Genomic DNA, 20,693 nt, shown 5'->3' with positions numbered 1-20,693 from the left:
GCCGGCGCGCGCTCAGTCCCGGGTCAGGGAGCGGTGGACGTAGAGGTCATAGCGGCTGGTCTTGCCTTCGATCACATGCTGGGGAGCGCGGCCGGCGATGGGCGGGGCCTTGCGCGGCCGCTTCACCACCACCCGGTGGGTGGCCACGTCCAGCGCGGCCTCCAGCAGCCGCGGCGCATCGCCGTCGTCCCCGGCCAGCAGCCGGAAGAGCCGCATCTCCTTCTTGACCAGCGCCGACTTCTCGCGGTGGGGATACATCGGGTCGAGGTGGACCACCTGGGGTGCCACGCCGCCGCCGACCACCAGGGTCTCGAGCTCGCGACAGGCATCGCCATGGACCGGGTGCATCCGGGCGGCGATCCCGGCGGTCTCGGGATCGGCCAGGGCCCGTGCCACGCCATCCTCGAGCAGGGCGAAGATGGCCGCCACCCGCTCGACCAGCAGCACCCGGGCACCGAGGCTCGCCAGCACGAAGGCATCCCGGCCAAGCCCGGCGGTCGCGTCCACCACCGAGGGGGTGACCCCCTTGCCAAGGCCGCAGGCACGGGCGATCAGCTGTCCACGGCCACCACCGAAGCGGCGCCGGTGGGCCGCCCGGCCGGCGACGAAATCCACCGCCAGCGGGTTGCCGTAGCGCCGCGGGTCACCGGCCAGCACCAGGCGCCCGTCGCGGCGCTCGAGGGTCACTTCCGCGTCGCCACCCAAAGGCAAGCCGAATCGCCCGGCCAGCGTGGCCAGCCCGTCTCCCCGCACTGCCAGCGGTGGCCGCTGGCTCATCGCGCCTTCTTCCAGGCCACCTGGTCACGCAGGTAGACCGGCTGGACGAGATGGGCCGGCCGTCCCCGGCCGGCTTCCAGGTCTTGCATGGCCAGCAGCGCCATGTCGGCGGCGTCCGCCTCCACCTCCGGCAGACGCTGGCCGATACCCGCCTGCACGGCGACGGGCATGGCGTCCCAGAGTCCCCATCCCGAGCCGATCCCCACCCAGTCCTGGTCCTCATGACCCGCCGGCAGGCGCAGCCGCGACGGCGGCATCACGGCCTCCTCGGAGAGCGGCTCGGGAAGACCGTCACGACACTGCCAGGCCGCCACGTAGATCTCGCCCATGCGCGCATCCAGGGCGGTGACCAGCCAGCGGAAGTGGTGGCGACGGTGGGCACCCAGCGCTAGGGCGGCCAGCGTCGAGACCCCGATCAGCGGGCGATCGAGACCATAGGCCAGCCCCTGGGCGGCACCGGCGGCGATGCGCAGGCCGGTGAAGGAGCCGGGGCCACGGCCGTAGGCCACGGCATCCAGTGCCGAGGGGGCGATGCCGGCCTCCGCCAGCACCTCGTCGACCAGCGGCAGCAGCCGGCGAGTGTGCTCGCGGGGGGTCATCTCGAAGCGGGAGAGCAGTTCGTCATTGGCACCCGAGCGGCGGCGCAGCAGGGCGGCCGAACAGGCGCTCGAGGAGGCATCCAGGGCCAGCAGGATCGACATGGGACTCGGCCATCACAGCAAAATGGGGGGTCATTATACGTGGCCCGGCCAGAAACGACGATGGCCCGCCTATGGCGGGCCAGGGAACTCACGTCGTAGCGGGCAAGGGGCGCCGGGGACAGGCCGAAGGGGAGGTCTTTTTCCAGGGAAGGAAAAAGTAGCGCCCAGGGAGGGGTTCACAGCGCCTCCCCGCAGGCCTGTCGCCGGGAAAGCCCCGGCAGGCATGGCGTGGTTAGCCCTCCAGGGCCTTGAGCACCTGCGCCGTGATCTGATCGACGCTGCCCACGCCCTCCACGCGGTGGTAGGCAGGCGCGGCCTCGGGGTCCTGCGCCGCCCAGGCCTGGTAGTAGTCGACCAGCGGCGCGGTCTGCTCGTGGTAGACCGCCAGGCGGTTGCGCACGGTGGACTCGCGGTCGTCGTCGCGCTGGATCAGCGGCTCGCCGGTGACGTCATCCTTGCCGGCTTCCTTCGGCGGATTGTACTCGACGTGATAGACACGACCGGAGCCCGGGTGCACGCGACGGCCTGCCAGGCGCTTGACGATCTCCTCGTCCTCGACGGCGATCTCCAGCACGTGATCGAGCTTGACGCCCGCTTCCTTCATGGCGTCGGCCTGGGGGATGGTGCGCGGGAAGCCGTCGAACAGGAAGCCGTTCTCGCAGTCAGGCTGGGCGATGCGCTCCTTGACCAGGGCGATGATGATGTCATCGGACACCAGGCCTCCGCTGGTCATGATCTCCTTGACCTTGAGCCCCAGCTCACTGCCTTCCTTGACCGCAGCGCGCAGCATGTCGCCGGTGGAGATCTGCGGGATATTGAATCGTTCGCAGATGAACTGGGCCTGGGTGCCCTTGCCGGCACCCGGGGCGCCCAACAGGATCAAACGCATCTTGCTGCTCCTCGATTGGTAAAAAGCCTGGAGTTGGAAAAATGAATGTCACGAACGATAACCGCGGCGCCGACACCAGACAAGCCAGCCGGCTCGCAGGCTGCGCCCAGTAACGAAAAAAAATCCTTGGCATCAAGGATTTGTCATCCGAATAGCACTTTGGTCTTCCCCGACCGGGGCGGGAAGGAATGACGGCGCCCGAAGGCGCCGTCATGGCCCGGCTCAGAGCAGCATCCGGCGGATGTCGGTCAGCGCCTGTGCCAGGAAGGCGGTGAAGCGGGCCGCATCCGCCCCGTTGACCGCCCGGTGGTCGTAGGAGAGGCACAGCGGCATCATCAGCCGTGGCTGGAAGGCCTGGCCGTCCCATACCGGCTTCATCGAGGCCTTGGAGACACCGAGGATGGCGACCTCCGGGGCGTTGACGATCGGCGTGAAGGCGGTGCCGCCGATGGAGCCGAGGCTGGAGATGGTGAAGCAGCCGCCGGTCATCTCCTCGCGCTTGAGCTTCTTCGACTGGGCCTTGCCGGCCAGCTCGACGGACTCCTTGGCGATATCGATCAGCGACTTGCTGTCGGCATCGCGGATCACCGGGACCATCAGGCCGTCCGGGGTATCCACCGCCACACCGATATGGACGTACTTCTTCCATACCAGGGTCTCGCCGTCCGGCTTGAGACTGACGTTGAACTGGGGGTACGCCTTCAGCGCCAGGGCGCAGGCCTTGACCAGGAAGGGCAGCGGCGTGAGCTTGGCGCCCTGGGCCTCCGCCTCGGCCTTCATCGACTTGCGGAAGGCCTCCAGCTCGGTGATGTCCGCCTCGTCGAACTGCGTGACGTGAGGGACGTTGAGCCAGCTGCGGTGCAGGTTGGTGGCGCCCATCTTCATCAGGCGGCCCATCGGCTTCTCTTCCACCTCGCCGAACTGGCTGAAGTCCACCTCGGGGACCGGCGGGATGCCCATGCCACCCTGGGCAGCAGGCGACGCGGCGGGGCCCCGGGACTGGGCGGCTATCGCCTGCTTGACGTAGGCGTGGACGTCCTCCTTGAGCACCCGCTCCTTCGGACCGGAGGGCTTGACCAGCCCCAGGTCGACGCCCAGCTCACGGGCCAGCATGCGCACCGCGGGGCCGGCGTGAACCAGCTTGCCGTCGCGGGGCTTGTGGGCCGCCATCTGGGCCTCGGGGCTGGGCGTGCCGGCCGGGGTCGGTGCCGGCCTGTCGGCCTTCGGCGCCTCGGCCTTCTGCTCCGCCTGCCTGGCGGCCGCCTTGGGCGCAGGTTTGCTGCCCGCCACCTCGATATAGCCGATCAGATCCCCCTCGGAGACGGTGTCGCCCTCCCTGACGGTCAGCTCCACCAGCTTGCCCTTGTAGGGGCTCGGCACGTCCATGGAGGCCTTGTCGGACTCCAGGGTGATCAGCGGATCCTCCTCGTCGAGCTCGTCGCCCACCGCGACGGCGATCTCGATCACCGGCACGTCGCTGGCGCCGGAGAGATCCGGTATGAGGATCTCCTTGCGCTCCGGCTCGCCGCCGGACGCCTCCTCCTCGGCCGGCGCTTCCTCGGGCTCGGGCTCGGCAGCGGCCCGGGCCGGCTCGGCGGGCGCCTCGGCGTCATCGCCGCCCTCGCCGGCGACCTCCATGGTACCGATCACGTCACCCTCGGAGACGGTGTCGCCCTCCTTCACGGCCAGGGATACCAGCTTGCCGGCATGGGGGCTGGGCACGTCCATGGAGGCCTTGTCGGACTCCAGGGTGATCAGGGTGTCCTCTTCGGCGACCTCGTCGCCCTCGGCCACCGCCACCTCGATGATCTCCACGTTGTCGGAGCCACCCAGGTCGGGCACCTTGATCTCCACGCTGCGCTTGCCCCCGCCGGCCCTGGCCGCAGGCTTCTCCTCGGCGGGCTCCGGCGCCTTGCCGGGTGCCGGCTCGGGGGCGGCGTCTGCCGGCTCCTCGGCCTCGCCATCCCCGGCACCCTCCGCCTCCAGTTCGACGATGTCGTCGCCCTCGGAGACGGTATCCCCCTCCTTGACCAGCACCTTGATGACCTTGCCGCCCCTGGGAGCGGGCACGTCCATGCTGGCCTTGTCGGATTCCAGGGTGATCAGGGTGTCCTCGGCCTCGATCACGTCGCCTTCCGACACCGCGATCTCGATGATTTCGACATCTTCACTGCCGCCGATGTCGGGAACTTTGATGATTTCGCTACTCAAGGTCGCGCTCCTTCCAAATCGTGCCTGGAACAGGCGGGCACTCGGCCCGCCGTGCCACCGGATCAGCTGGTCAGCGGATTGGGCTTGTTGGGGTCGATGCCGTACTTCTCGATCGCTTCACCCACCACCTTGCGCTCCAGCTCACCGCGGTCGGCCAGTGCCTTGAGCGCGGCCACGGTGACGAAGTGACGGTCGACCTCGAAGAAGCGACGCAGCTTCTCGCGGGTGTCGGAGCGCCCGTAACCATCGGTCCCCAGTACATGGTAGTCGGTCGGCACCCAGGCGCGGACCTGGTCGGCGAACAGCCGCATGTAGTCGGTGGAGGCGATGGCCGGGCCCTGGCGCCCCTCCAGGCACCGGGTGACGTGCGGCTTGGTCGGCTCGGCCTCCGGGTTCAGGAACGCTTCGCGCTCCAGGCCCAGCGCCTCGCGACGCAGCTCGTTGAAGCTGGTCACGCTCCAGATGTCGGCGCCGATCCCCCAGTCGGACGCGAGCAGCTCGGCGGCCGCCTCGACCTCGCGCAGGATGGTACCGGAGCCCATCAGCTGCACGCGGCCCTTGTCACCCTGGGTCTCGCGCAGCAGGTACATGCCCTTGATGATGTCCTCGGCAGGCACCTCCTCCAGGGCGGGATGCTCGTAGTTCTCGTTCATCACCGCCAGGTAGTAGAAGCAGTTTTCCTTGTCGGTGAACATGCGCTTCAGGCCGTCCTGGACGATCACCGCCACCTCGTGGGCATAGGTGGGGTCGTAGCTGCGGCAGTTGGGGATCGTCGACGCCTGGATGTGGCTGTGGCCATCCTGGTGCTGCAGGCCCTCGCCGTTGAGGGTGGTACGACCGGCCGTGCCGCCGACCAGGAAGCCGCGCGCCTGCAGGTCACCCGCCGCCCAGGCCAGGTCGCCGACACGCTGGAAGCCGAACATCGAGTAGTAGATGTAGAACGGCAGCAGCGTCAGGTTGTTGTTGCTGTAGGAGGTGGCCGCGGCGATCCACGCCGACATGGCCCCCGCCTCGGTGATGCCCTCCTCGAGGATCTGGCCCTGCTTGTCCTCGCGGTAGTACATGATCTGGCCCTTGTCGACGGGCTCGTACTGCTGGCCTTCCGAGGTGTAGATCCCCAGCTGGCGGAACATCCCCTCCATGCCGAAGGTGCGGGCCTCGTCGGGGATGATCGGCACCACCTGCTTGCCGATCTTCTTGTCCTTCACCAGGCCATTGAGGACCCGCACGAAGGCCATGGTGGTGGAGATCTCGCGACCCTTGGAACCGCCGAGCTGGGAGGCGAAGGTCTTGTCCTCGAGCGAGGGGATCGCCAGGGACTCGAAGTCGCTGCGCCGCTGCGGCAGGTAACCGCCCAGGCGCTCGCGCTGCAGGTGCATGTACTTGAGCTCGGGGGAGTCGTCCTCGGGCTTGTAGTACGGCACCTCCTTGAGCTGCTCGTCGGTCAACGGAATGCCGAAGCGATCGCGGAACTTGCGCAGCGCCTCGTATTCCATGGTCTTGACCTGATGCGCCTCGTTGGCCGCCTCGCCGTCGCCACCGCCCATGCCGTAGCCCTTCACGGTGTGCGCCAGGATCACGGTGGGCTTGCCGTTGCTGGTATTGACCGCCTCGTGGTAGGCCGCATAGACCTTGAACGGATCGTGGCCGCCGCGGTTGAGCTTCCAGATGTCCTCGTCGGACATGTCCTTGACCATCTCGGCGGTCTCCGGGTACTTGCCGAAGAAGTGCTCCCGGGTATAGGCGCCGCCGTTGGCCTTGTAGTTCTGGTACTCGCCGTCGACCGCCTCGTCCATGCGCTTCTGCAGGATGCCCTTCTTGTCCTTCTCGAACAGCGGGTCCCACAGGCGCCCCCAGACCACCTTGAGCACGTTCCAGCCGGCACCGCGGAAGACGCCCTCCAACTCGTCCATGATGCGCGAGTTGCCGCGCACCGGGCCGTCGAGGCGCTGCAGGTTGCAGTTGATGACGAAGATCAGGTTGTCGAGGTTCTCGCGTCCGGCCAGGGAGATGGCCCCCAGGGATTCCGGCTCGTCGCATTCGCCGTCGCCCATGAAGCACCAGATCTTGCGATCGTGCATGTCCTTGAGCTCACGGGAGTCAAGGTACTTCATCACGTGCGCCTGATAGATCGCCTGTATCGGGCCCAGGCCCATGGAGACCGTGGGGAACTGCCAGAAGTCCGGCATCAGCCAGGGGTGCGGATAGGACGACAGGCCGTCGCCGTCCACCTCCTGGCGATACTTGTCCATCTGCGCCTCGGTCAGGCGCCCCTCCAGGTAGGCACGGGCATAGACGCCGGGGGCCACGTGACCCTGGATGTAGACCAGGTCGCCCTCGAAGTCGCCGCTGGGGGCCCGGAAGAAGTGGTTGAAGCCGACATCGTAGAGGGTGGCCGCCGACATGAAGCTGGCGATGTGGCCGCCCAGGCCCGGATTCGCGCGGTTGTTGCGGATCACCTGGGCGATGGCGTTGTAGCGGATCAGCGAGCGGATGCGCCGCTCCATGAAGAGATCGCCCGGCATCGGCGCTTCGCGGTGCACCGGTATGGTATTGCGATGCGGGGTAGTCACCGAGAAGGGCACCTGCATGCCATCCCGACGCAGGCGGTCGGCCAGGCGGGTCAGCAGGTACTGGGCACGTTCCTCGCCCTCGCGATCCAGTACCGATTCCAGGGAATCCAACCATTCCGCGGACTCGATCGGATCGAGATCCTCTCTTGTCTCCAGACTCATAGACGTCTCTCCGAATGACGATGGGGGTGTCGATTGCCCCGCAACGCAGGGGGCATGGGTGCTATCTCTTGTGGAGATGCTGTGCACGCCGCATGTCGGGGGGTGGTGTAGTAGTTTTACAAGACGGCTCGGCATACCCGCCGCTGATGCCGGAGAAGATACCGTAAACGTCCCGTCCTGCCAATTCAAGCATCAATGGAAATGTTTTTCAAAAAACCGGCATTGCGCCGCAGCACAAGGCATTACGTGGACGTAAAGGCCATGAATTCGACCAAGGGCAAGCAGTTGTAGCCGAACTACCGTATGAATCGAGCGTGCCACCCGGCGTGAGCGATCAGGCCCATCTCCCGCCACGAACTGCGTAGTCTTTCCAACATTGCGCACCCAGCAACTGGCGAAAGTAGGCCCAATCGAAGGCCGGGCCCGGATCGCTCTTGCGCAGCGGCGCCACTCGGGCATGGCTGGTGATGCGGTGCGCGGTCAGCGCCGGGTAGGTGGCCAGCAGCTCGGCAGTGGTTGCCGCCAGCGCCCGGTACTGGGCCAGCGTATAGGGCGTGACCTCGTCGCCTTCCAGCTCGATGCCGATGGAGAAGTCGTTGAGGGCGGTTCGCGGCCAGCCGTTGTCGCACCAGCGCGAACGGCCGGCGTGCCAGGCACGATCCCCGAACGGCACGAACTGCACGCACTCGCCGTCACGCCGGATCAGCAGGTGGGCCGAGACCCGCAGTGCGGCGATGGCGGCGAAGTAGGGGTGAGCCTCGGGGTCGAGGCGGTTGGTGAACAGGCGTTCGACGTGCTCACCGCCGAACTCGCCGGGGGGCAGGCTGATGGAGTGCAGCACCAGCAGCGAGACCTCGCCCTCGGGGCGAGCATCACGGTTGGGCGACGGCACCCGGCGCGCCCCTGACAGCCACCCCGCATCGATCGGCATTGTCTTCCCCTGACGTCTTCCGCGTAGATTCCCTATAATGGACGCCTCGAACGTCCATCGCACCCCCTGGAGAGTGACAGGCCCGCCATGCATTATCAGGATGCCCCTCTTTATCACCAGAAGCTCGGCGAAGAGATCCGCGACAGCGCCGCCCGGCTGCTGGCCGAGGATGTCGGCCCCGGTGACATCACCGCCCAGCTGATCCCCGATCAGCAGTGGGCGACGGCGCGGGTCATCACCCGCGAGACCGCCGTGCTGTGCGGCGTGGCCTGGGTCGACGAACTGTTTCGTCGCCTCGATGCCAGCGTCACGCTGCGCTGGAGTGCCGCCGACGGCGACCGACTCGAGGCCGGCCAGGCCCTCCTCGAGCTCGAGGGCCCCGCCCGCAGCCTGCTGACCGGCGAGCGCGCCGCGCTCAACCTGCTGCAGACCCTCTCGGCCACCGCCACCCGCACCCGCCACTACGTCGACCTGCTCGCCGGCACCGGGGTGCGCCTGCTGGATACCCGCAAGACCCTGCCCGGCCTGCGTCTGGCGCAGAAGTACGCGGTGACCTGCGGCGGCGGGCACAACCACCGCATCGGCCTCTACGACGCCTTCCTGATCAAGGAGAACCACATCGCCGCCTGCGGCGGTATCGAGGCGGCAGTGAAGGAGGCGCGCAACATCGCCCGCGATCTGCCGGTGGAGGTGGAGGTGGAGAGCTTCGACGAACTGGACCAGGCCCTCGCGGCCGGCGCCGATATCGTGATGCTCGACAACTTCTCGCTCGACGACATGCGCGAGGCGGTGAAGCGCAACGCGGGGCGGGCAACCCTGGAGGCCTCCGGCAACGTCGACGAGACGACCCTGCGCGCCATCGCCGAGACCGGCGTGGACTGCATCTCCAGCGGCGCCCTGACCAAGGACCTCAAGGCCATCGACCTGTCGATGCGGCTGGTCGACTAGGCCGGTCCATCGAAGTCGATCTCCAAGCGTCTCGGCAGCGGGGCTGATCCGGAGGCAGGCCTGAGAGGAGGCGCTGTGAACCCGTCCCTGGGCGCTACCGATTCCTTCCCTGCAATCGGACCTCCTCTTCGGCCTGCCCCCGGCTCCCCTCGGTCATCCTGGTGAACTCACGAAGTTCAGGTCTCGACGGCGGTGAGCGGCTTCTCCAGCCGGCGGCGGCACAGCCGTTCGCCGCCGCGCTCCACCCACTCCGTGCCGAGATCCCGCCAGCCCCGGCGCAGCAGGCTCTCGGCGAGCATCAGGCTGGCCTCGATGCGCACCCGCCCCGCCCCGTGTTCGAGCAGCAGGCGCTCGGCATGCACCAGCAGGGTAGAACCGATACCGCGGCGGGCCAGCGAGGGCCAGACATAGAGCGTCTCGATGCGCCCCCGGGGGATATCGAGTTCGAGGAAACCCACGCAGCGACCGTCGCAGGTTGCCACCAGGGTGGTGAACAATGCCTGGCGCGCCGCCCAGGCGCTGGCCTCCCGCGGCAGGACCGCTGCCCAGGCCTCGCGCTCGGCCAGTCCATAATGGGCACTGGCCCCCTGCATCACGGCATGGTGGAAGACCTCGGACTGGTCGGCGGCATCCCGTGCTAGGGCGGCACGATAGAGAATCCGCGGCGTCCGCTCGGTGGTGGTCTGGCTCATCGGTGTCTGCCCTGTGCTGGGTCGGGGGTCGAATGCGGCACCCTGGGTGCCGAGCAGCAGCCTACACAAGCCTGACGCCGCGGCCAATCCCCTCGCCCGGCCAACGCCGAACGGGCATAATCGCGCCATGACCACGACGCCCTCCTCTCCCGCCCCGTCGGGCTTCTCGATGACACCCATCGGTGTCATCGAGAGCGACTACCCGGACAAGTTCGGCATTCCCCGCCAGCCCGGCCTGGCCCCGGCGGCCCGCGCCAGGCTGGTGCTCACCCCGCCCTACGACGACCCGCTGGCGGTGAGGGGCCTGGCGGCCTTCAGCCACCTCTGGCTGACCTTCGTCTTCCACCTCAGCCCCGAGCGCTGGACACCCCTGGTGCGGCCGCCCCGCCTCGGCGGCAACGCCCGGGTCGGGGTCTTCGCCAGCCGCAGCACGCACAGGCCCAACCGCCTGGGGCTGTCGCTGGTGGAACTCCTCGGCATCGATACCCGCGACGGGGTCTGCCTGCTGCTGCGCGGTGCCGACCTGGTCAGCGGCACCCCGGTACTCGACATCAAGCCCTACCTGCCCTGGGCGGAAGCCCGGCCCGAGGCCCGCACCGGTTTCGCCCCGCAGGCGCCGCCCCACTTCCCGGTCCACTTCTCGCCCGAGGCGGAGGCGACGCTGGCGGCCCGTGGCGATGGCGACTCGCTGCACGAGCTGATCACCCAGGTGCTGGCCCAGGATCCTCGCCCGGCCTACCGCAACGGCGCCGAGTCACGGATCTACGGCGTACGCCTGCGTGACGTGGACGTGCGCTTTCGTGCCGAGGCCGATCCGGCCGGCGACATCCGGCAATGGGTCGTGGAGATCGTCGCGGCATCCGCCCCGTAAACGACGAAGGGCCCGGCAGTTCCTTATAGCCCCTCCATGTGTGCAATTCTGAAAGAGTCATCTGCGAGTCGCGAAAGTGCCTAGGGAAGCAACCTCCGGCATGGCCGTTCGGCACAGATGCCGGAAAGACGTTCCTGACATCCGTCACCGGTGACGCTGTCGGTTACAACGAGAACGACGAAACAGGGAGAACTTTCTCCAACGGCCCGACGACGCCCTCTACCTCGGCAAGGACCACGGGCATTACCGGGTCGTCCAGGAAAATTACGGCTGAGCCAGGCACATTCGCCGGGAGATGCCGAGCGGTCTCATCCCACTCGATTGCGGCCTGCCTTCTTGGCTGAATACATGGCATCGTCCGCTCGCTTGACCCAGTCCTTGATGGACTCTTCAGGATGATATTCGGATACCCCGAGGCTGATCGTCACACGTCCCGCCTTGGGCATCTCCGTTCGCTCGACACGAAGGCGAAGCTGTTCAGCCACTTCCTTGGCGTGATCGCCATTCGTATCGGGTAGCAGCACAATGAACTCCTCTCCTCCCCAGCGTCCCAGGACATCGGTGTCGCGCAGCCGCTCCTCCAGGGTCGCGACGACCCTGCGCAGTATCTCGTCGCCGAGATCGTGACCGAAGGTGTCATTGACTGACTTGAAGTGGTCCAGGTCCAGCATCACCAGGGAACAGGGATTACCGTAACGGCTTGCCCTGCGAGCCTCATGCTCCATGAGGGGCTCGATGTGACGTCGATTGGCTGTCTCCGTGAGCGGGTCATACAAGGCGAGATATTCAAGGCGGCTCTCCAGTTCCTTCTGTCGGCTGATATCGAAGAAGGTCGCGATGTAATGCTCGAGCCGACCGCCGGGATCATAGATAGCCGTGATGAACTCATGTAGGGGAATCACCTTCCCCGAGCGGTGAAGGTTCCAGATCTCACCCTCCCAGTACCCTTTTTCTTCTATATGATCAAAAATATTCCTATAAAATTCGGGGCCTTGCTTAGAAGAGTGGAAGACGCGAGGATTCTGGCCAACCACCTGATCGGGAGTATATCCCAGGAGGGCCGTGAACCCGGGATTGACCCGCTGGATCGTGCCGTCTGAATCCGTGATGAAGATTGCCTGGCTACTGTGGAAGGTGGCGGCAAGCAGTCGCTGTTCGGCCTCCATCGCTCGAAGGCGGGTAACGTCCAGCACCGACCCAATCATGCGCAGCGGCTGCTCGTTGGTGGAGAACTCGACCGTCCCCCGGGCATTCACGATGCGCTCGAAGCCATCTGGCCGCAGGAGCCGAAAGTCGATCTCGTAAGGTGACCCTGTCAGAGCCTCGCCCACCGCTGCCCTGACGCGTTCACGGTCCTCATCGTGGACCCGTTGCATGAACCCCTCGAAGGTCGGGATAAAGGCGTCAGACGTCACACCGAAGATCCGAAACATCTCCTCTGACCAGCGAAGGTCATCTGTGTCGACACTCCATACCCAGCTACCCAGATGGGCCAGCTGCTGGGCTTCTGCCAGTTCCGCCCGGCTCTGTTGCAAGGCCTTCTCGGCTACCACCTCCCTGGAGATATCCAGGAGTACGCCATGCCAGAGTACGCTTCCACCCTCTTCCTCTTCCGGCGAAGAACGCCCCTCCAGCCAGATTTCGCCACGTTGCGGATGCAGGAAACGCAGTCGCAACTGCCAGGGAGTCAGTTGGCATCGTGATTTCTCGATGCTGGCCAGGAGCGTCGGTAGGTCGTCAGGATGGACTCGGTCGAATGCCTTCGCGGCATCGGCCTCCATCTCCTCATGAGGCAGGCCAAGGATATCGAGCGCACCCTCGCTTGCATAAGTGAAGTGGGCCTGCCCGTCGGGATCTTGGCGATACTGGAAGAGCACACCCGGGACATTGCGAGCAAGCTTTTCCAGGCGCCGGGTGATTTCGACCCGGTCGGTGACATCGCGAAAGGCCCCCACCAGTTCGACGACACGGCCCCGGGAATCCCGGACCGTCGTCAGTTGATCGTCCAGCCACTGCCAACGACCTTCCGGAGTGCGTTGACGATAGTGGATCCGGGCATAACCGGGAGCATCACGCGCGAGCCAGCGGGTCAGATCATCATAGACCCTCTGGAAATCTTCCGGATGGACATGCTCCTCCAGCCAGTCAGGCCGGCCTGCAATCGCCTGCGGCGACCAACCGGTAACATTCGCCACGTTCTGACTGACGAAGGTCATGGTTGCCAGGTTTTCAGGCCGCATCGTATAGACCACCGCCGGGCTGGCCTGCATCAGGCGATCCACTAGCGTCTGACTCGCCTGACCATGATGCTCCCTGATGTCCACGATCATCGAGGATATCCCTGGCCCTTGCTCAAGAGACTCCCCCATCCGAACCAGGGTCATGGTTACCCAGGTCATGTCGCGGTCACCATGCCTGACCGGGATTTCGAGACGACCCTCGACCTCAGCACCGCGAGCGATGTCGGCCAGACAAGCAGTAAACTCCACACCGTAGGGTTCGATGATCAGGTCGTGCAACCGGCACCCCACCACTTGCTCGATCCGACAACCGAGCAGGTGGGCAAAGTGGGTATTCACCTGCACCAGGACGCCCTCCACATCCAACCCGGCAAGACCAACAGGGGCATGCTCGAAGATGGCAGCGCTACTACGGAGTGAATCGCCTGACATGCTCAGGTCCTCCCTGATGCCCCGGCAGCAACGATCGCGTCCTCGGCGCCGTCAGTCGAAGCTGACGCCGATCCGCCGCCCCACTTCCTCGTAGGCCTCGATCACCCCGCCCAGCCCCTGGCGGAAGCGATCCTTGTCGAGCTTCTCGCGGGTCTCGGCATCCCACAGCCGGCAACCATCCGGCGAGAACTCGTCGCCGAGCACCAGCCGGCCCTGGAACAGGCCGAACTCCAGCTTGTAGTCGACCAGCAGCAGGTCGCCGTCGGCGAACAGCTGCTTGAGCACCTCGTTGACCCGGAAGGTCAGCGCCTTCATCTCGGCGAGCTGCTCGGGCGTGGCCCAGCCGAAGGTCTCGGCCAGCGACTCGTTGATCATCGGGTCGTGCAGCGCATCGTTCTTGAGGAACAGCTCGAAGGTGGGCGGCGTCAGCGTCTTGCCCTCCTCCACCCCCAGCCGCTTGACCAGGCCGCCGGCGGCGATGTTGCGCACCACGCACTCCACCGGGATCATCTCGAGCTTCTTGACCAGGCTCTCGGTATCGGAGAGGCGCTTCTCGAAGTGGGTGGGGATCCCCGCGGCGGCCAGCGTCTCCATGATGAAGGCGTTGAAGCGGTTGTTGACCAGGCCCTTGCGAGCCAGCGACTCCATGCGCTCGCCATCGAAGGCGCTGGTGTCGTCGCGGAATTGCAGGACCACACGCTCCGGGTCATCGGTGGCGAAGACCGACTTGGCCTTGCCGGCGTAGAGTTCTTGACGCTTTTCCATGGGAGCCTCCACAGGCTGCGAATAGCGAAAGTATGGGAAGTCAGCCGATCGCCTGCCACGCCAGGCTCTCGTCCTGGCGGGCGACCATCAGCCGCGATTCATCGCCGTCGAGCAGCGGCACCAGGGCCTCCAGCACCAGCTCGGGGCGGTTGTTGTGTTCGGAAAGGTGCGAGCAGACGATGCGCTGCAGGCGGTCCAGGCCCAGCCGGGCCAGCAGGGCCGCCGCCTGGGCATTGGCCAGGTGCCCCCAGTCCCCGCCCACCCGGCGCTTCAGCCGCGGGGGATAGGGACCCTCGGCGAGCATGCGCACATCATGGTTGCACTCCAGTACCAGGGCGTCGCAACCGGCGAAGGCCTCGGCCACGTGGTCGGTGGGGTGGCCGAGGTCGGTGAGCACGCCAAGGCTGCGCCCCGCCGCATGGAACCGGAACTGAACCGGCTCCCGGGCGTCGTGGGGCACGGTGACCGGGTCGATGGCGACCCCCTTGATGGCAAAGCGCGCCTGGGGGGTGATCCAGTGGTGCCCGGGAATCACGCCGAGGCGACCCGAGGCCCAGGTGCCCGGGGTCAGGTAGACCGGCACGCCGTGGCGGCGCGCCAGGGGGCCGACCCCGCGCACGTGATCGCCATGCTCATGGGTCACCAGTACCGCATCCAGCTGACGCGGATGCAGGCCGAAGCCGGCCAGCCGCCGCTCGGTCTCGCGCAGGCCGAAGCCGCAGTCGACCAGCAGGTGGGTCTCGCCGTCGCTGACCAGGGTCGCGTTGCCCTTGCTGCCGCTGCCCAGGGAGCCGAAGCGCAGCGTACCGGCGGGTGGGCTCGGCTCGACCACCCGACCCCCCATCAGCGCAGCAGGCCCGAGACCCGCTCGAGCAGCTCGCGCTGGTCCTCGGGGCTGAAGGCACGTTCGCTGGCATTCTCGGCCCGCAGCACGGTCCGCTCGGGGCCGACGGACTCCAGTACCAGGCGGATCTGCTGGGACATCTGCCGCACGTCGGGGCTGAAGGCGACCTGCAGCGGGTTGCGGTTGCGTTCGGTCTGCGTCATGTAGCTGATCAGGAAGTCGTGGGCCTCGGGGTCGCCCTCGAGCAGCTCGCGACGCTCCTCCACGGTGAAGTCGAGCTGCAGCTGGTGGCTGAGCTCGGCCCAGGTGCGATCGATGTCCAGGGGTACCACCACCCGCCACTCGTCGCCCTGCTGCTCGACGCGCAGGCGCTCCTCGCCGGCCAGGCGCTGGGCGGCCAGCGACGAGGAACTGGCGGAGGCGCTGCGCGCACTGAAGTACTGCTCCATCGCCTCGAGACAGGCCGCCACCGGCGCGCCGCCCTGGTCGCAGCGCACCTCGCTGTCGCCGGCGCGCAGCCCCTGACGCACGCGGATGCGCGCCTGGCTGGTCTCGATCACGCCGCGAGAGGTGTCGCTGGCGGTCACCTGCAGGCCACGGGTACGGGCGAACTCCTCGAGCTGTGGCCAGACGGTACCGGGATCGGCACCGACCACCAGCCAGCTGTCACGGCCGATGTTGCGGCGCTCGACGAAATCGCGCTCGGTGGCCCGCCCGGCCGCCAGCGGCGGGGGGCTCGGGACACTGAAGCGGCCATCCGGCGCCCGGAAGTCGCCGGCCGCCTCGGGTACCGGCATGGCGTCGCGGTAGCGAGCGGGATCACGCGTCTCGGGCAGCACCAGCGGCGAGCTGTCACGTGCTTCGGCGTAGTCGACGTTGCGATCGTGGTAGTAGCCGTCGGGGCGAGCGCAGCCCGCCAGGACGATGGCCGCCACCAGCGGCATCCATTTCAGCGCAGAGTTCATGCGTCTACCTTGCATCCAGTTGTCCAGGTTCCGGCAGCCGAGCACCGATCAGTCGTCGATCAGCCCCGCCAGCTGGAGGGCCTCGCTGATGGTGGAGTGGTACTTCTCGGACAGCCATGTCAGCGGTAGACGAATGCCGGGCTCGATCAGGCCCATGCGATGCAGCGCCCACTTGACGGGGATGGGGTTCGACTCGATACCGAGATTGGTGTGCAGGGGCATCAAGCGGGTGTTGATCTGGTGGGCGCGGTCGGCGTCCCCGGCCACGGCGGCGGCACACAGATCATGCATCGCCCTGGGCGCCACGTTGGCGGTCACCGAGATGTCACCATGGCCACCCATCAGCATGAAGTCGCAGGCGGTGCCGTCATCACCGGAATAGAGCATGAAGCCGCTGCCCTCGAGGCGCGAGATCAGGTCTTCTGCCCGCTCCAGGTTGCCGGTGGCATCCTTGAGCCCGATGATGTTGTCGACCTCGGCCAGGCGCAGCACGGTCTCGTTGTAGAGGTCGCTGGCGGTGCGCCCCGGCACGTTGTAGAGGATCACCGGCAGCTTGCTGCCCTCGGCCACCGCCTTGAAGTGCTGGTAGAGGCCTTCCTGGGTCGGCTTGTTGTAGTAGGGGCAGACCGACAGGCAGTAGTCGGCCCCCACCTCGCTGGCGTAACGGGCCAGTTCGACGGCCTCGGAGGTGGCGTTGGCACCGGTGCCGGCGATCACCGGAATGCGCCCGTCGACCTCCTCCACCACCGCGCGAATCACGTCGAAGTGCTCGGCGAAGGACATGGTGGTGGGCTCGCCGGTGGTACCGGCAGCGACGATGCCATCGGTGCCGTTGTCGAGGTGGAAGTTCACCAGGCGGCGCAGCGCCTCCCAATCGATGTCGCCATTGACCTTCATCGGCGTCGCCAGGGCGACGATACTGCCAGTGATCATCCTCTCATTCCTCTCGATACGACTACGCGATACGACGGCTGTGTCAACCATCCCCTGACTGCGGGGACACGCTTCGGACAATGGCACCCTCGCCAAGGGGTAGATGGTACTCAGGCGATCAAAGTCTGTACAGCACGGGCAGGCGAGACTTTGACAGCAGGGGTGCGGTTGCGTGTAATCGAGTGCCACTCCCCATCAGCAGACAGCAGCAGGAGCCTATCCATGAGCGTCAGCATCGGCCAGCCCGTGCCCGACTTCACCGCCAGCGCCACCGGCGACACCACCGTGACCCTCTCCGAGCTGAAGGGCAGGCAGGTCGTGGTCTACTTCTATCCCAAGGCCAGCACCCCGGGCTGCACCACCGAGGGCGGCGACTTCCGCGACCGCAAGGAGGCCTTCGATGCCGCCAACACCGTGATTCTCGGCGTCTCCCGGGACGGCCTCCGCGCCCAGGAGAACTTCAAGGCCAAGCAGGGCTTCAACTTCGCGCTGCTCTCGGACAAGGACGAGACCGTCTGCCGGCTGTTCGACGTCATCAAGCTCAAGAAGCTCTACGGCAAGGAGCACCTCGGCATCGAGCGCAGCACCTTCCTGATCGACGCCGAGGGCAGGCTCGCCCGGGAGTGGCGCGGCGTCAAGGTGCCCGGCCACGTCGAGGAGGTGCTGGAAGCCGCCCGGGAGCTGCACGGCGCCTCCTGACCGTCCTCCCGCACCGCCCGATGCATGTGCGGTGCGGGAGCCGGCCCGGCCTCACTCCTCGGCCAGGGATTCCACCGCCTCGTTCTGATGGCGCCGCTTGATGCCCCGGGGCCAGGCATAGACCAGCGCCTTGAGCAGGGTCGCCAACGGAATGGCGAAGAAGATCCCCCAGAAGCCCCAGATCCCGCCGAAGAACAGCACCGCCACGATGATCGACACCGGATGCAGGTTGACCGCCTCGGAGAACAGGATCGGGACCAGGACATTGCCGTCCAGCGCCTGGATGATGCCGTAGGCGATCACCACGTAGAGGAACTCATTGGTCATGCCGAAGTGGAAGCCCGCCACCGCCGCCACCGGCAGGGTGGCCACGGCGGCGCCGATGTAGGGCACCAGCACCGAGAAGCCCACCAGCACCGCCAGCAGGGCCGAATAGGGCAGCCCGAAGTAGGCAAAGGTCATGAAGGCCACGGTACCGACGATGATGATCTCGATGAACTTGCCGCGCACGTAGTTGGCGATCTGGTCGTCCATCTCCTGCCAGATGCGGGTCATCAGGCCACGGTTCTGGGGCAGCAGCGAGAGGGTGAAGTTCACCAGCTTCTCGCGGTCCTTGAGCATGAAGAACACCAGGATCGGCACCAGCACCAGGTAGATGATCAGCGCCAGGACATTGCCCAGCGAGGCCAGCGACAGCGTCAGCGCACGCTGCCCGAACTGGGTCATCTCGCGCCCCGCCACGGCGATCCAGTTCTGGATCTGGTCGGGCGTGACCAGGTTGGGGTAGCGCTCCTGCAGGTCGTCCAGCAGCTGCTGGCCGCTGGCGAACATGCGCGGCGTCTCCTGGACCAGGCTCACGAGCTGGTTCCAGATCAGCGGCATCAGGATGAAGGCCAGCGCCAGCAGCATGCCGATGAAGCCCAGGAACACCAGGGTCACCGCCAGCAGGTGGGGCACGTGGCGACGTTCCAGCCAGCTCACGGCCCCCTGCAGGAGGAAGGCGATCACCAGGGCGGTGAAGAAGGGAGCGAGCATTCGCCCGAACCAGATCACCGCGGCGAACCCGAGTACCAGCACCACCAGCAGGATGACCGCCTCCTCGTCGGAGAAGTAGTGATCGATCCAGCTCTTGAAGACCGCCCGCAGGGTCATGAGGCGTGCTCCCCGCCCTTGCGGATCCAGTAGTGATAGACCGGGCCACGCTCCTCCCTGGCCGGCATCTCGTGGATGCTCTGCTCGATGAAGGTCTCGAAGTCACGCCAGGAGCCCGCGTCGGTGGCCATCACTTCGAGAAGCTGGCCCGGCTCGAGTCGCGCCAGCGCCTGCTTGGCCTTGAGCAGCGGCAAGGGGCAGGGAAGACCGCGGGCATCGAGCACGTCATCAGGTTGCACAGCCATGTTGTCTCCCGGGAGAATGCATTCAGGGCATGCCGGGCGTCAGGCAGGACGCCGCTCGACATGAAACCCCTTGAGATTTAAAGGCACTTTACGGGACGAATCAATGTCGGAGGAGGATGCCCGCCGCCTGATCCGCCCAAGAGGATGGCCATGCACCGTACCACAAGCTGTCTTGCCGTCGGCGCCCTGAGCCTGGCGCTCGCCTTGCCCGCCACCGGCCAGTGGATCGACAACCGGTCGAGCGGCGACTATGGCCTGCCCAGCCTGACCAGCAGTGGCAGCCAGGCCGTGAGCGGCGAAGAGGTACGCCTGGGCCGCGCCTGGCTCAGGCAGTTCCGGGCTCGCGCCCCGGGCTGGGACGACCCCATCGCCCAGGAGTATGTCGAATCCCTGGTCGCGCGCCTGCTGCCCCACAGCGGCCTGGTGGGCACCACGACCGTCGTCACCCTGGTCGAGAGCCGCATGCTCAATGCCTTTGCCGTGCCGGGCGGGGTGATCGGCGTCAATGCCGGCCTGTTCGCCTTCGCCGACGAGGAGGCCGCCCTGGCCTCGGTGCTGGCCCACGAGCTCGGCCATCTCTCCCAGCGCCACCATGCCCGCGGCCAGGCCCGTGCCGAGCAGACCCAGATTCCCGCCATGGCGGCCATGCTCGCCGGCATGCTGATCGCCGCCGGCGGGGGCGGCGATGCCGGTATCGGCGTGGCCATGGGCTCCCAGGCTGCCTTCATCCAGGACCAGCTGGCCTATTCGCGACGCTTCGAGCAGGAAGCCGACCGCATCGGCCTCCAGGCCATGGCCCGGGCCGGCTACGACCCCCAGGCCATGGTGCGCATGTTCCGCGCCATGCAGCGCATGGCGAGCCTGCAGGGCGGCAACCCGCCGGAGTTCCTGCTGACCCACCCGGTAACCGAATCGCGCCTCAGCGATGCCCAGGATCGTGCCAGCCAGCTGGGGATCGACAGCCCGCGCGACCCGTCCCTTCAGTATGCCCTGGTGAGGGCCAGGGCGCTGCTGGCGATCCATTCCCGCGACCCGCGACAGGCCGCCACCCGGCTGGCCCAGGGAGGTGCCCCGGAGGACGCTCGGCGCTACCTGGCGGCGCTGATCGACGCCGAGCGCGGCGAGACCGACGCCGCCCTGCGCGAGATCGACGCCCTGGCCCGGGCGCATCCCGACCTGGCGATGCTGCCCGCCTCGGCCGCCGAGGTGGCGTTCGAGGCCGGTCGCTACGACGACGCCATCGAACGCAGTCGCCGCCAGCTGAGGCTGATGCCCGGCCATGTGCCCACCTCCCGCCTGCTCGGCGAGGCGCTGCTGCAGCGCGACCCCGACGAGGCCTGGCGGGTACTGCGGGACCTCTCCGAGCGCCGCCCCGAGGATCCCCAGGTGTTCACCCTGCTGGCCGAGGCCGCCGGGCGCAGCGATCGCGAGGCCTGGGGGCACCTGGCCCGCGCCGAGCAGATGCAGCTCACCGGGCGCATCGACAGCGCTATCCGCCAGCTCGGCGTGGCCAAGGGGGTCGCCGAACGCGAAGGCGACACCACCGCCGCCAGCCGCATCGAACAGCGCCGCAAGGACTTCCTCGGCTACCGGGAAACGCTGGAGAAGTTCTGACAGCTGGAAGCTGGAAGCTGGAAGCTGGAAGCTGGAAGCTGGAAGCTGG

Annotated in this window: 18 protein-coding genes; 4 read left to right on the top strand and 14 right to left on the bottom strand. The window is 67.0% G+C overall.

The genetic code is table 11. The features are described 5' to 3' along the window. Window positions 1–12: 12 nt before the first annotated feature. The 6 genes from ACOMD9_RS12490 to ampD form a co-directional block, all read right to left on the bottom strand. A complete protein-coding gene (locus ACOMD9_RS12490; protein ID WP_421415345.1) occupies window positions 13–777 on the bottom strand; it encodes a class I SAM-dependent methyltransferase in 765 nt (254 codons plus the stop codon). After that, window positions 774–1,478 (bottom strand): tRNA (adenosine(37)-N6)-threonylcarbamoyltransferase complex dimerization subunit type 1 TsaB, encoded by a 705-nt coding sequence (tsaB, locus tag ACOMD9_RS12485; RefSeq protein ID WP_421415343.1) that lies wholly within the window; start codon window positions 1,476–1,478, stop codon window positions 774–776. The genes ACOMD9_RS12490 and tsaB overlap by 4 nt, the downstream gene beginning before the upstream one ends. Before the next feature lie 232 nt (window positions 1,479–1,710). Then, window positions 1,711–2,367, bottom strand: a complete 657-nt coding sequence (adk, locus tag ACOMD9_RS12480; protein ID WP_421415340.1) for an adenylate kinase — start codon at window positions 2,365–2,367, stop codon at window positions 1,711–1,713. Window positions 2,368–2,589: 222 nt separating this feature from the next. Beyond that, entirely contained in the window at window positions 2,590–4,578 is a 1,989-nt protein-coding gene (gene aceF / locus ACOMD9_RS12475; RefSeq protein WP_421415337.1) for a pyruvate dehydrogenase complex dihydrolipoyllysine-residue acetyltransferase, read from the bottom strand. A 62-nt stretch (window positions 4,579–4,640) separates the two neighbouring features. Further along, on the bottom strand, window positions 4,641–7,313 hold the full coding sequence (gene aceE / locus ACOMD9_RS12470) for a pyruvate dehydrogenase (acetyl-transferring), homodimeric type (RefSeq protein ID WP_421415334.1): 2,673 nt from the start codon (window positions 7,311–7,313) through the stop codon (window positions 4,641–4,643). 334 nt (window positions 7,314–7,647) lie between these two features. Then, window positions 7,648–8,244, bottom strand: a complete 597-nt coding sequence (gene ampD / locus ACOMD9_RS12465) for a 1,6-anhydro-N-acetylmuramyl-L-alanine amidase AmpD (protein ID WP_421415332.1) — start codon at window positions 8,242–8,244, stop codon at window positions 7,648–7,650. An 87-nt stretch (window positions 8,245–8,331) separates the two neighbouring features. On the opposite strand from ampD, the gene nadC reads away from it, so the two are divergent. Further along, window positions 8,332–9,192: a carboxylating nicotinate-nucleotide diphosphorylase gene (gene nadC, locus ACOMD9_RS12460; RefSeq protein WP_421415330.1), complete on the top strand. Its 861-nt coding sequence runs from the start codon at window positions 8,332–8,334 to the stop codon at window positions 9,190–9,192. A 176-nt stretch (window positions 9,193–9,368) separates the two neighbouring features. On the opposite strand, the gene ACOMD9_RS12455 is transcribed toward nadC, so the two are convergent. Beyond that, complete coding sequence (locus tag ACOMD9_RS12455; protein ID WP_421415329.1) at window positions 9,369–9,884, bottom strand: GNAT family N-acetyltransferase; 516 nt, start codon at window positions 9,882–9,884, stop codon at window positions 9,369–9,371. Between the two features lie 127 nt (window positions 9,885–10,011). Here ACOMD9_RS12455 and tsaA point away from each other — a divergent pair, with 127 nt between their 5' ends. After that, a complete protein-coding gene (gene tsaA / locus ACOMD9_RS12450) occupies window positions 10,012–10,755 on the top strand; it encodes a tRNA (N6-threonylcarbamoyladenosine(37)-N6)-methyltransferase TrmO (protein WP_421415326.1) in 744 nt (247 codons plus the stop codon). A 308-nt stretch (window positions 10,756–11,063) separates the two neighbouring features. Here tsaA and ACOMD9_RS12445 read toward each other — a convergent pair whose 3' ends face one another. Genes ACOMD9_RS12445 through dapA form a run of 5 tightly spaced genes read right to left on the bottom strand, consistent with a single transcriptional unit; the run spans window position 11,064 to window position 16,934 of the window. After that, a complete protein-coding gene (locus ACOMD9_RS12445; protein ID WP_421415325.1) occupies window positions 11,064–13,427 on the bottom strand; it encodes a PAS domain-containing protein in 2,364 nt (787 codons plus the stop codon). A 51-nt stretch (window positions 13,428–13,478) separates the two neighbouring features. Next, a complete protein-coding gene (gene purC, locus ACOMD9_RS12440) occupies window positions 13,479–14,192 on the bottom strand; it encodes a phosphoribosylaminoimidazolesuccinocarboxamide synthase (protein WP_421415322.1) in 714 nt (237 codons plus the stop codon). Window positions 14,193–14,232: 40 nt separating this feature from the next. Beyond that, window positions 14,233–15,024 carry an MBL fold metallo-hydrolase gene (locus tag ACOMD9_RS12435; RefSeq protein ID WP_421415320.1) on the bottom strand — a complete coding sequence of 264 codons (792 nt, stop codon included), beginning with the start codon at window positions 15,022–15,024 and terminating at the stop codon, window positions 14,233–14,235. Between the two features lie 11 nt (window positions 15,025–15,035). Beyond that, complete coding sequence (locus ACOMD9_RS12430; protein ID WP_421415317.1) at window positions 15,036–16,001, bottom strand: lipoprotein, NlpB; 966 nt, start codon at window positions 15,999–16,001, stop codon at window positions 15,036–15,038. A 48-nt stretch (window positions 16,002–16,049) separates the two neighbouring features. Further along, window positions 16,050–16,934 (bottom strand): 4-hydroxy-tetrahydrodipicolinate synthase, encoded by an 885-nt coding sequence (gene dapA, locus ACOMD9_RS12425; protein WP_421415314.1) that lies wholly within the window; start codon window positions 16,932–16,934, stop codon window positions 16,050–16,052. A 222-nt stretch (window positions 16,935–17,156) separates the two neighbouring features. Between dapA and ACOMD9_RS12420 the strand changes: the two genes are divergently transcribed. After that, window positions 17,157–17,633 (top strand): peroxiredoxin, encoded by a 477-nt coding sequence (locus ACOMD9_RS12420; protein ID WP_421415312.1) that lies wholly within the window; start codon window positions 17,157–17,159, stop codon window positions 17,631–17,633. A 51-nt stretch (window positions 17,634–17,684) separates the two neighbouring features. Here ACOMD9_RS12420 and ACOMD9_RS12415 read toward each other — a convergent pair whose 3' ends face one another. Together ACOMD9_RS12415 and ACOMD9_RS12410 are read right to left on the bottom strand one after the other, a co-directional pair. Continuing rightward, window positions 17,685–18,785: an AI-2E family transporter gene (locus ACOMD9_RS12415; RefSeq protein ID WP_421415309.1), complete on the bottom strand. Its 1,101-nt coding sequence runs from the start codon at window positions 18,783–18,785 to the stop codon at window positions 17,685–17,687. Continuing rightward, complete coding sequence (locus tag ACOMD9_RS12410) at window positions 18,782–19,030, bottom strand: sulfurtransferase TusA family protein (RefSeq protein ID WP_421415306.1); 249 nt, start codon at window positions 19,028–19,030, stop codon at window positions 18,782–18,784. The genes ACOMD9_RS12415 and ACOMD9_RS12410 overlap by 4 nt, the downstream gene beginning before the upstream one ends. A 150-nt stretch (window positions 19,031–19,180) precedes the next feature. Here ACOMD9_RS12410 and ACOMD9_RS12405 point away from each other — a divergent pair, with 150 nt between their 5' ends. Then, window positions 19,181–20,644 carry a M48 family metalloprotease gene (locus ACOMD9_RS12405; protein WP_421415303.1) on the top strand — a complete coding sequence of 488 codons (1,464 nt, stop codon included), beginning with the start codon at window positions 19,181–19,183 and terminating at the stop codon, window positions 20,642–20,644. Window positions 20,645–20,693 lie beyond the last annotated feature (49 nt).

The sequence above is a fragment of the Halomonas terrestris genome (genome assembly GCF_049166755.1).
GTDB lineage: Bacteria > Pseudomonadota > Gammaproteobacteria > Pseudomonadales > Halomonadaceae > Halomonas.
Note: the sequence above shows the minus strand (reverse complement) of the source record. Positions and strands in the feature narration are given on the sequence as shown.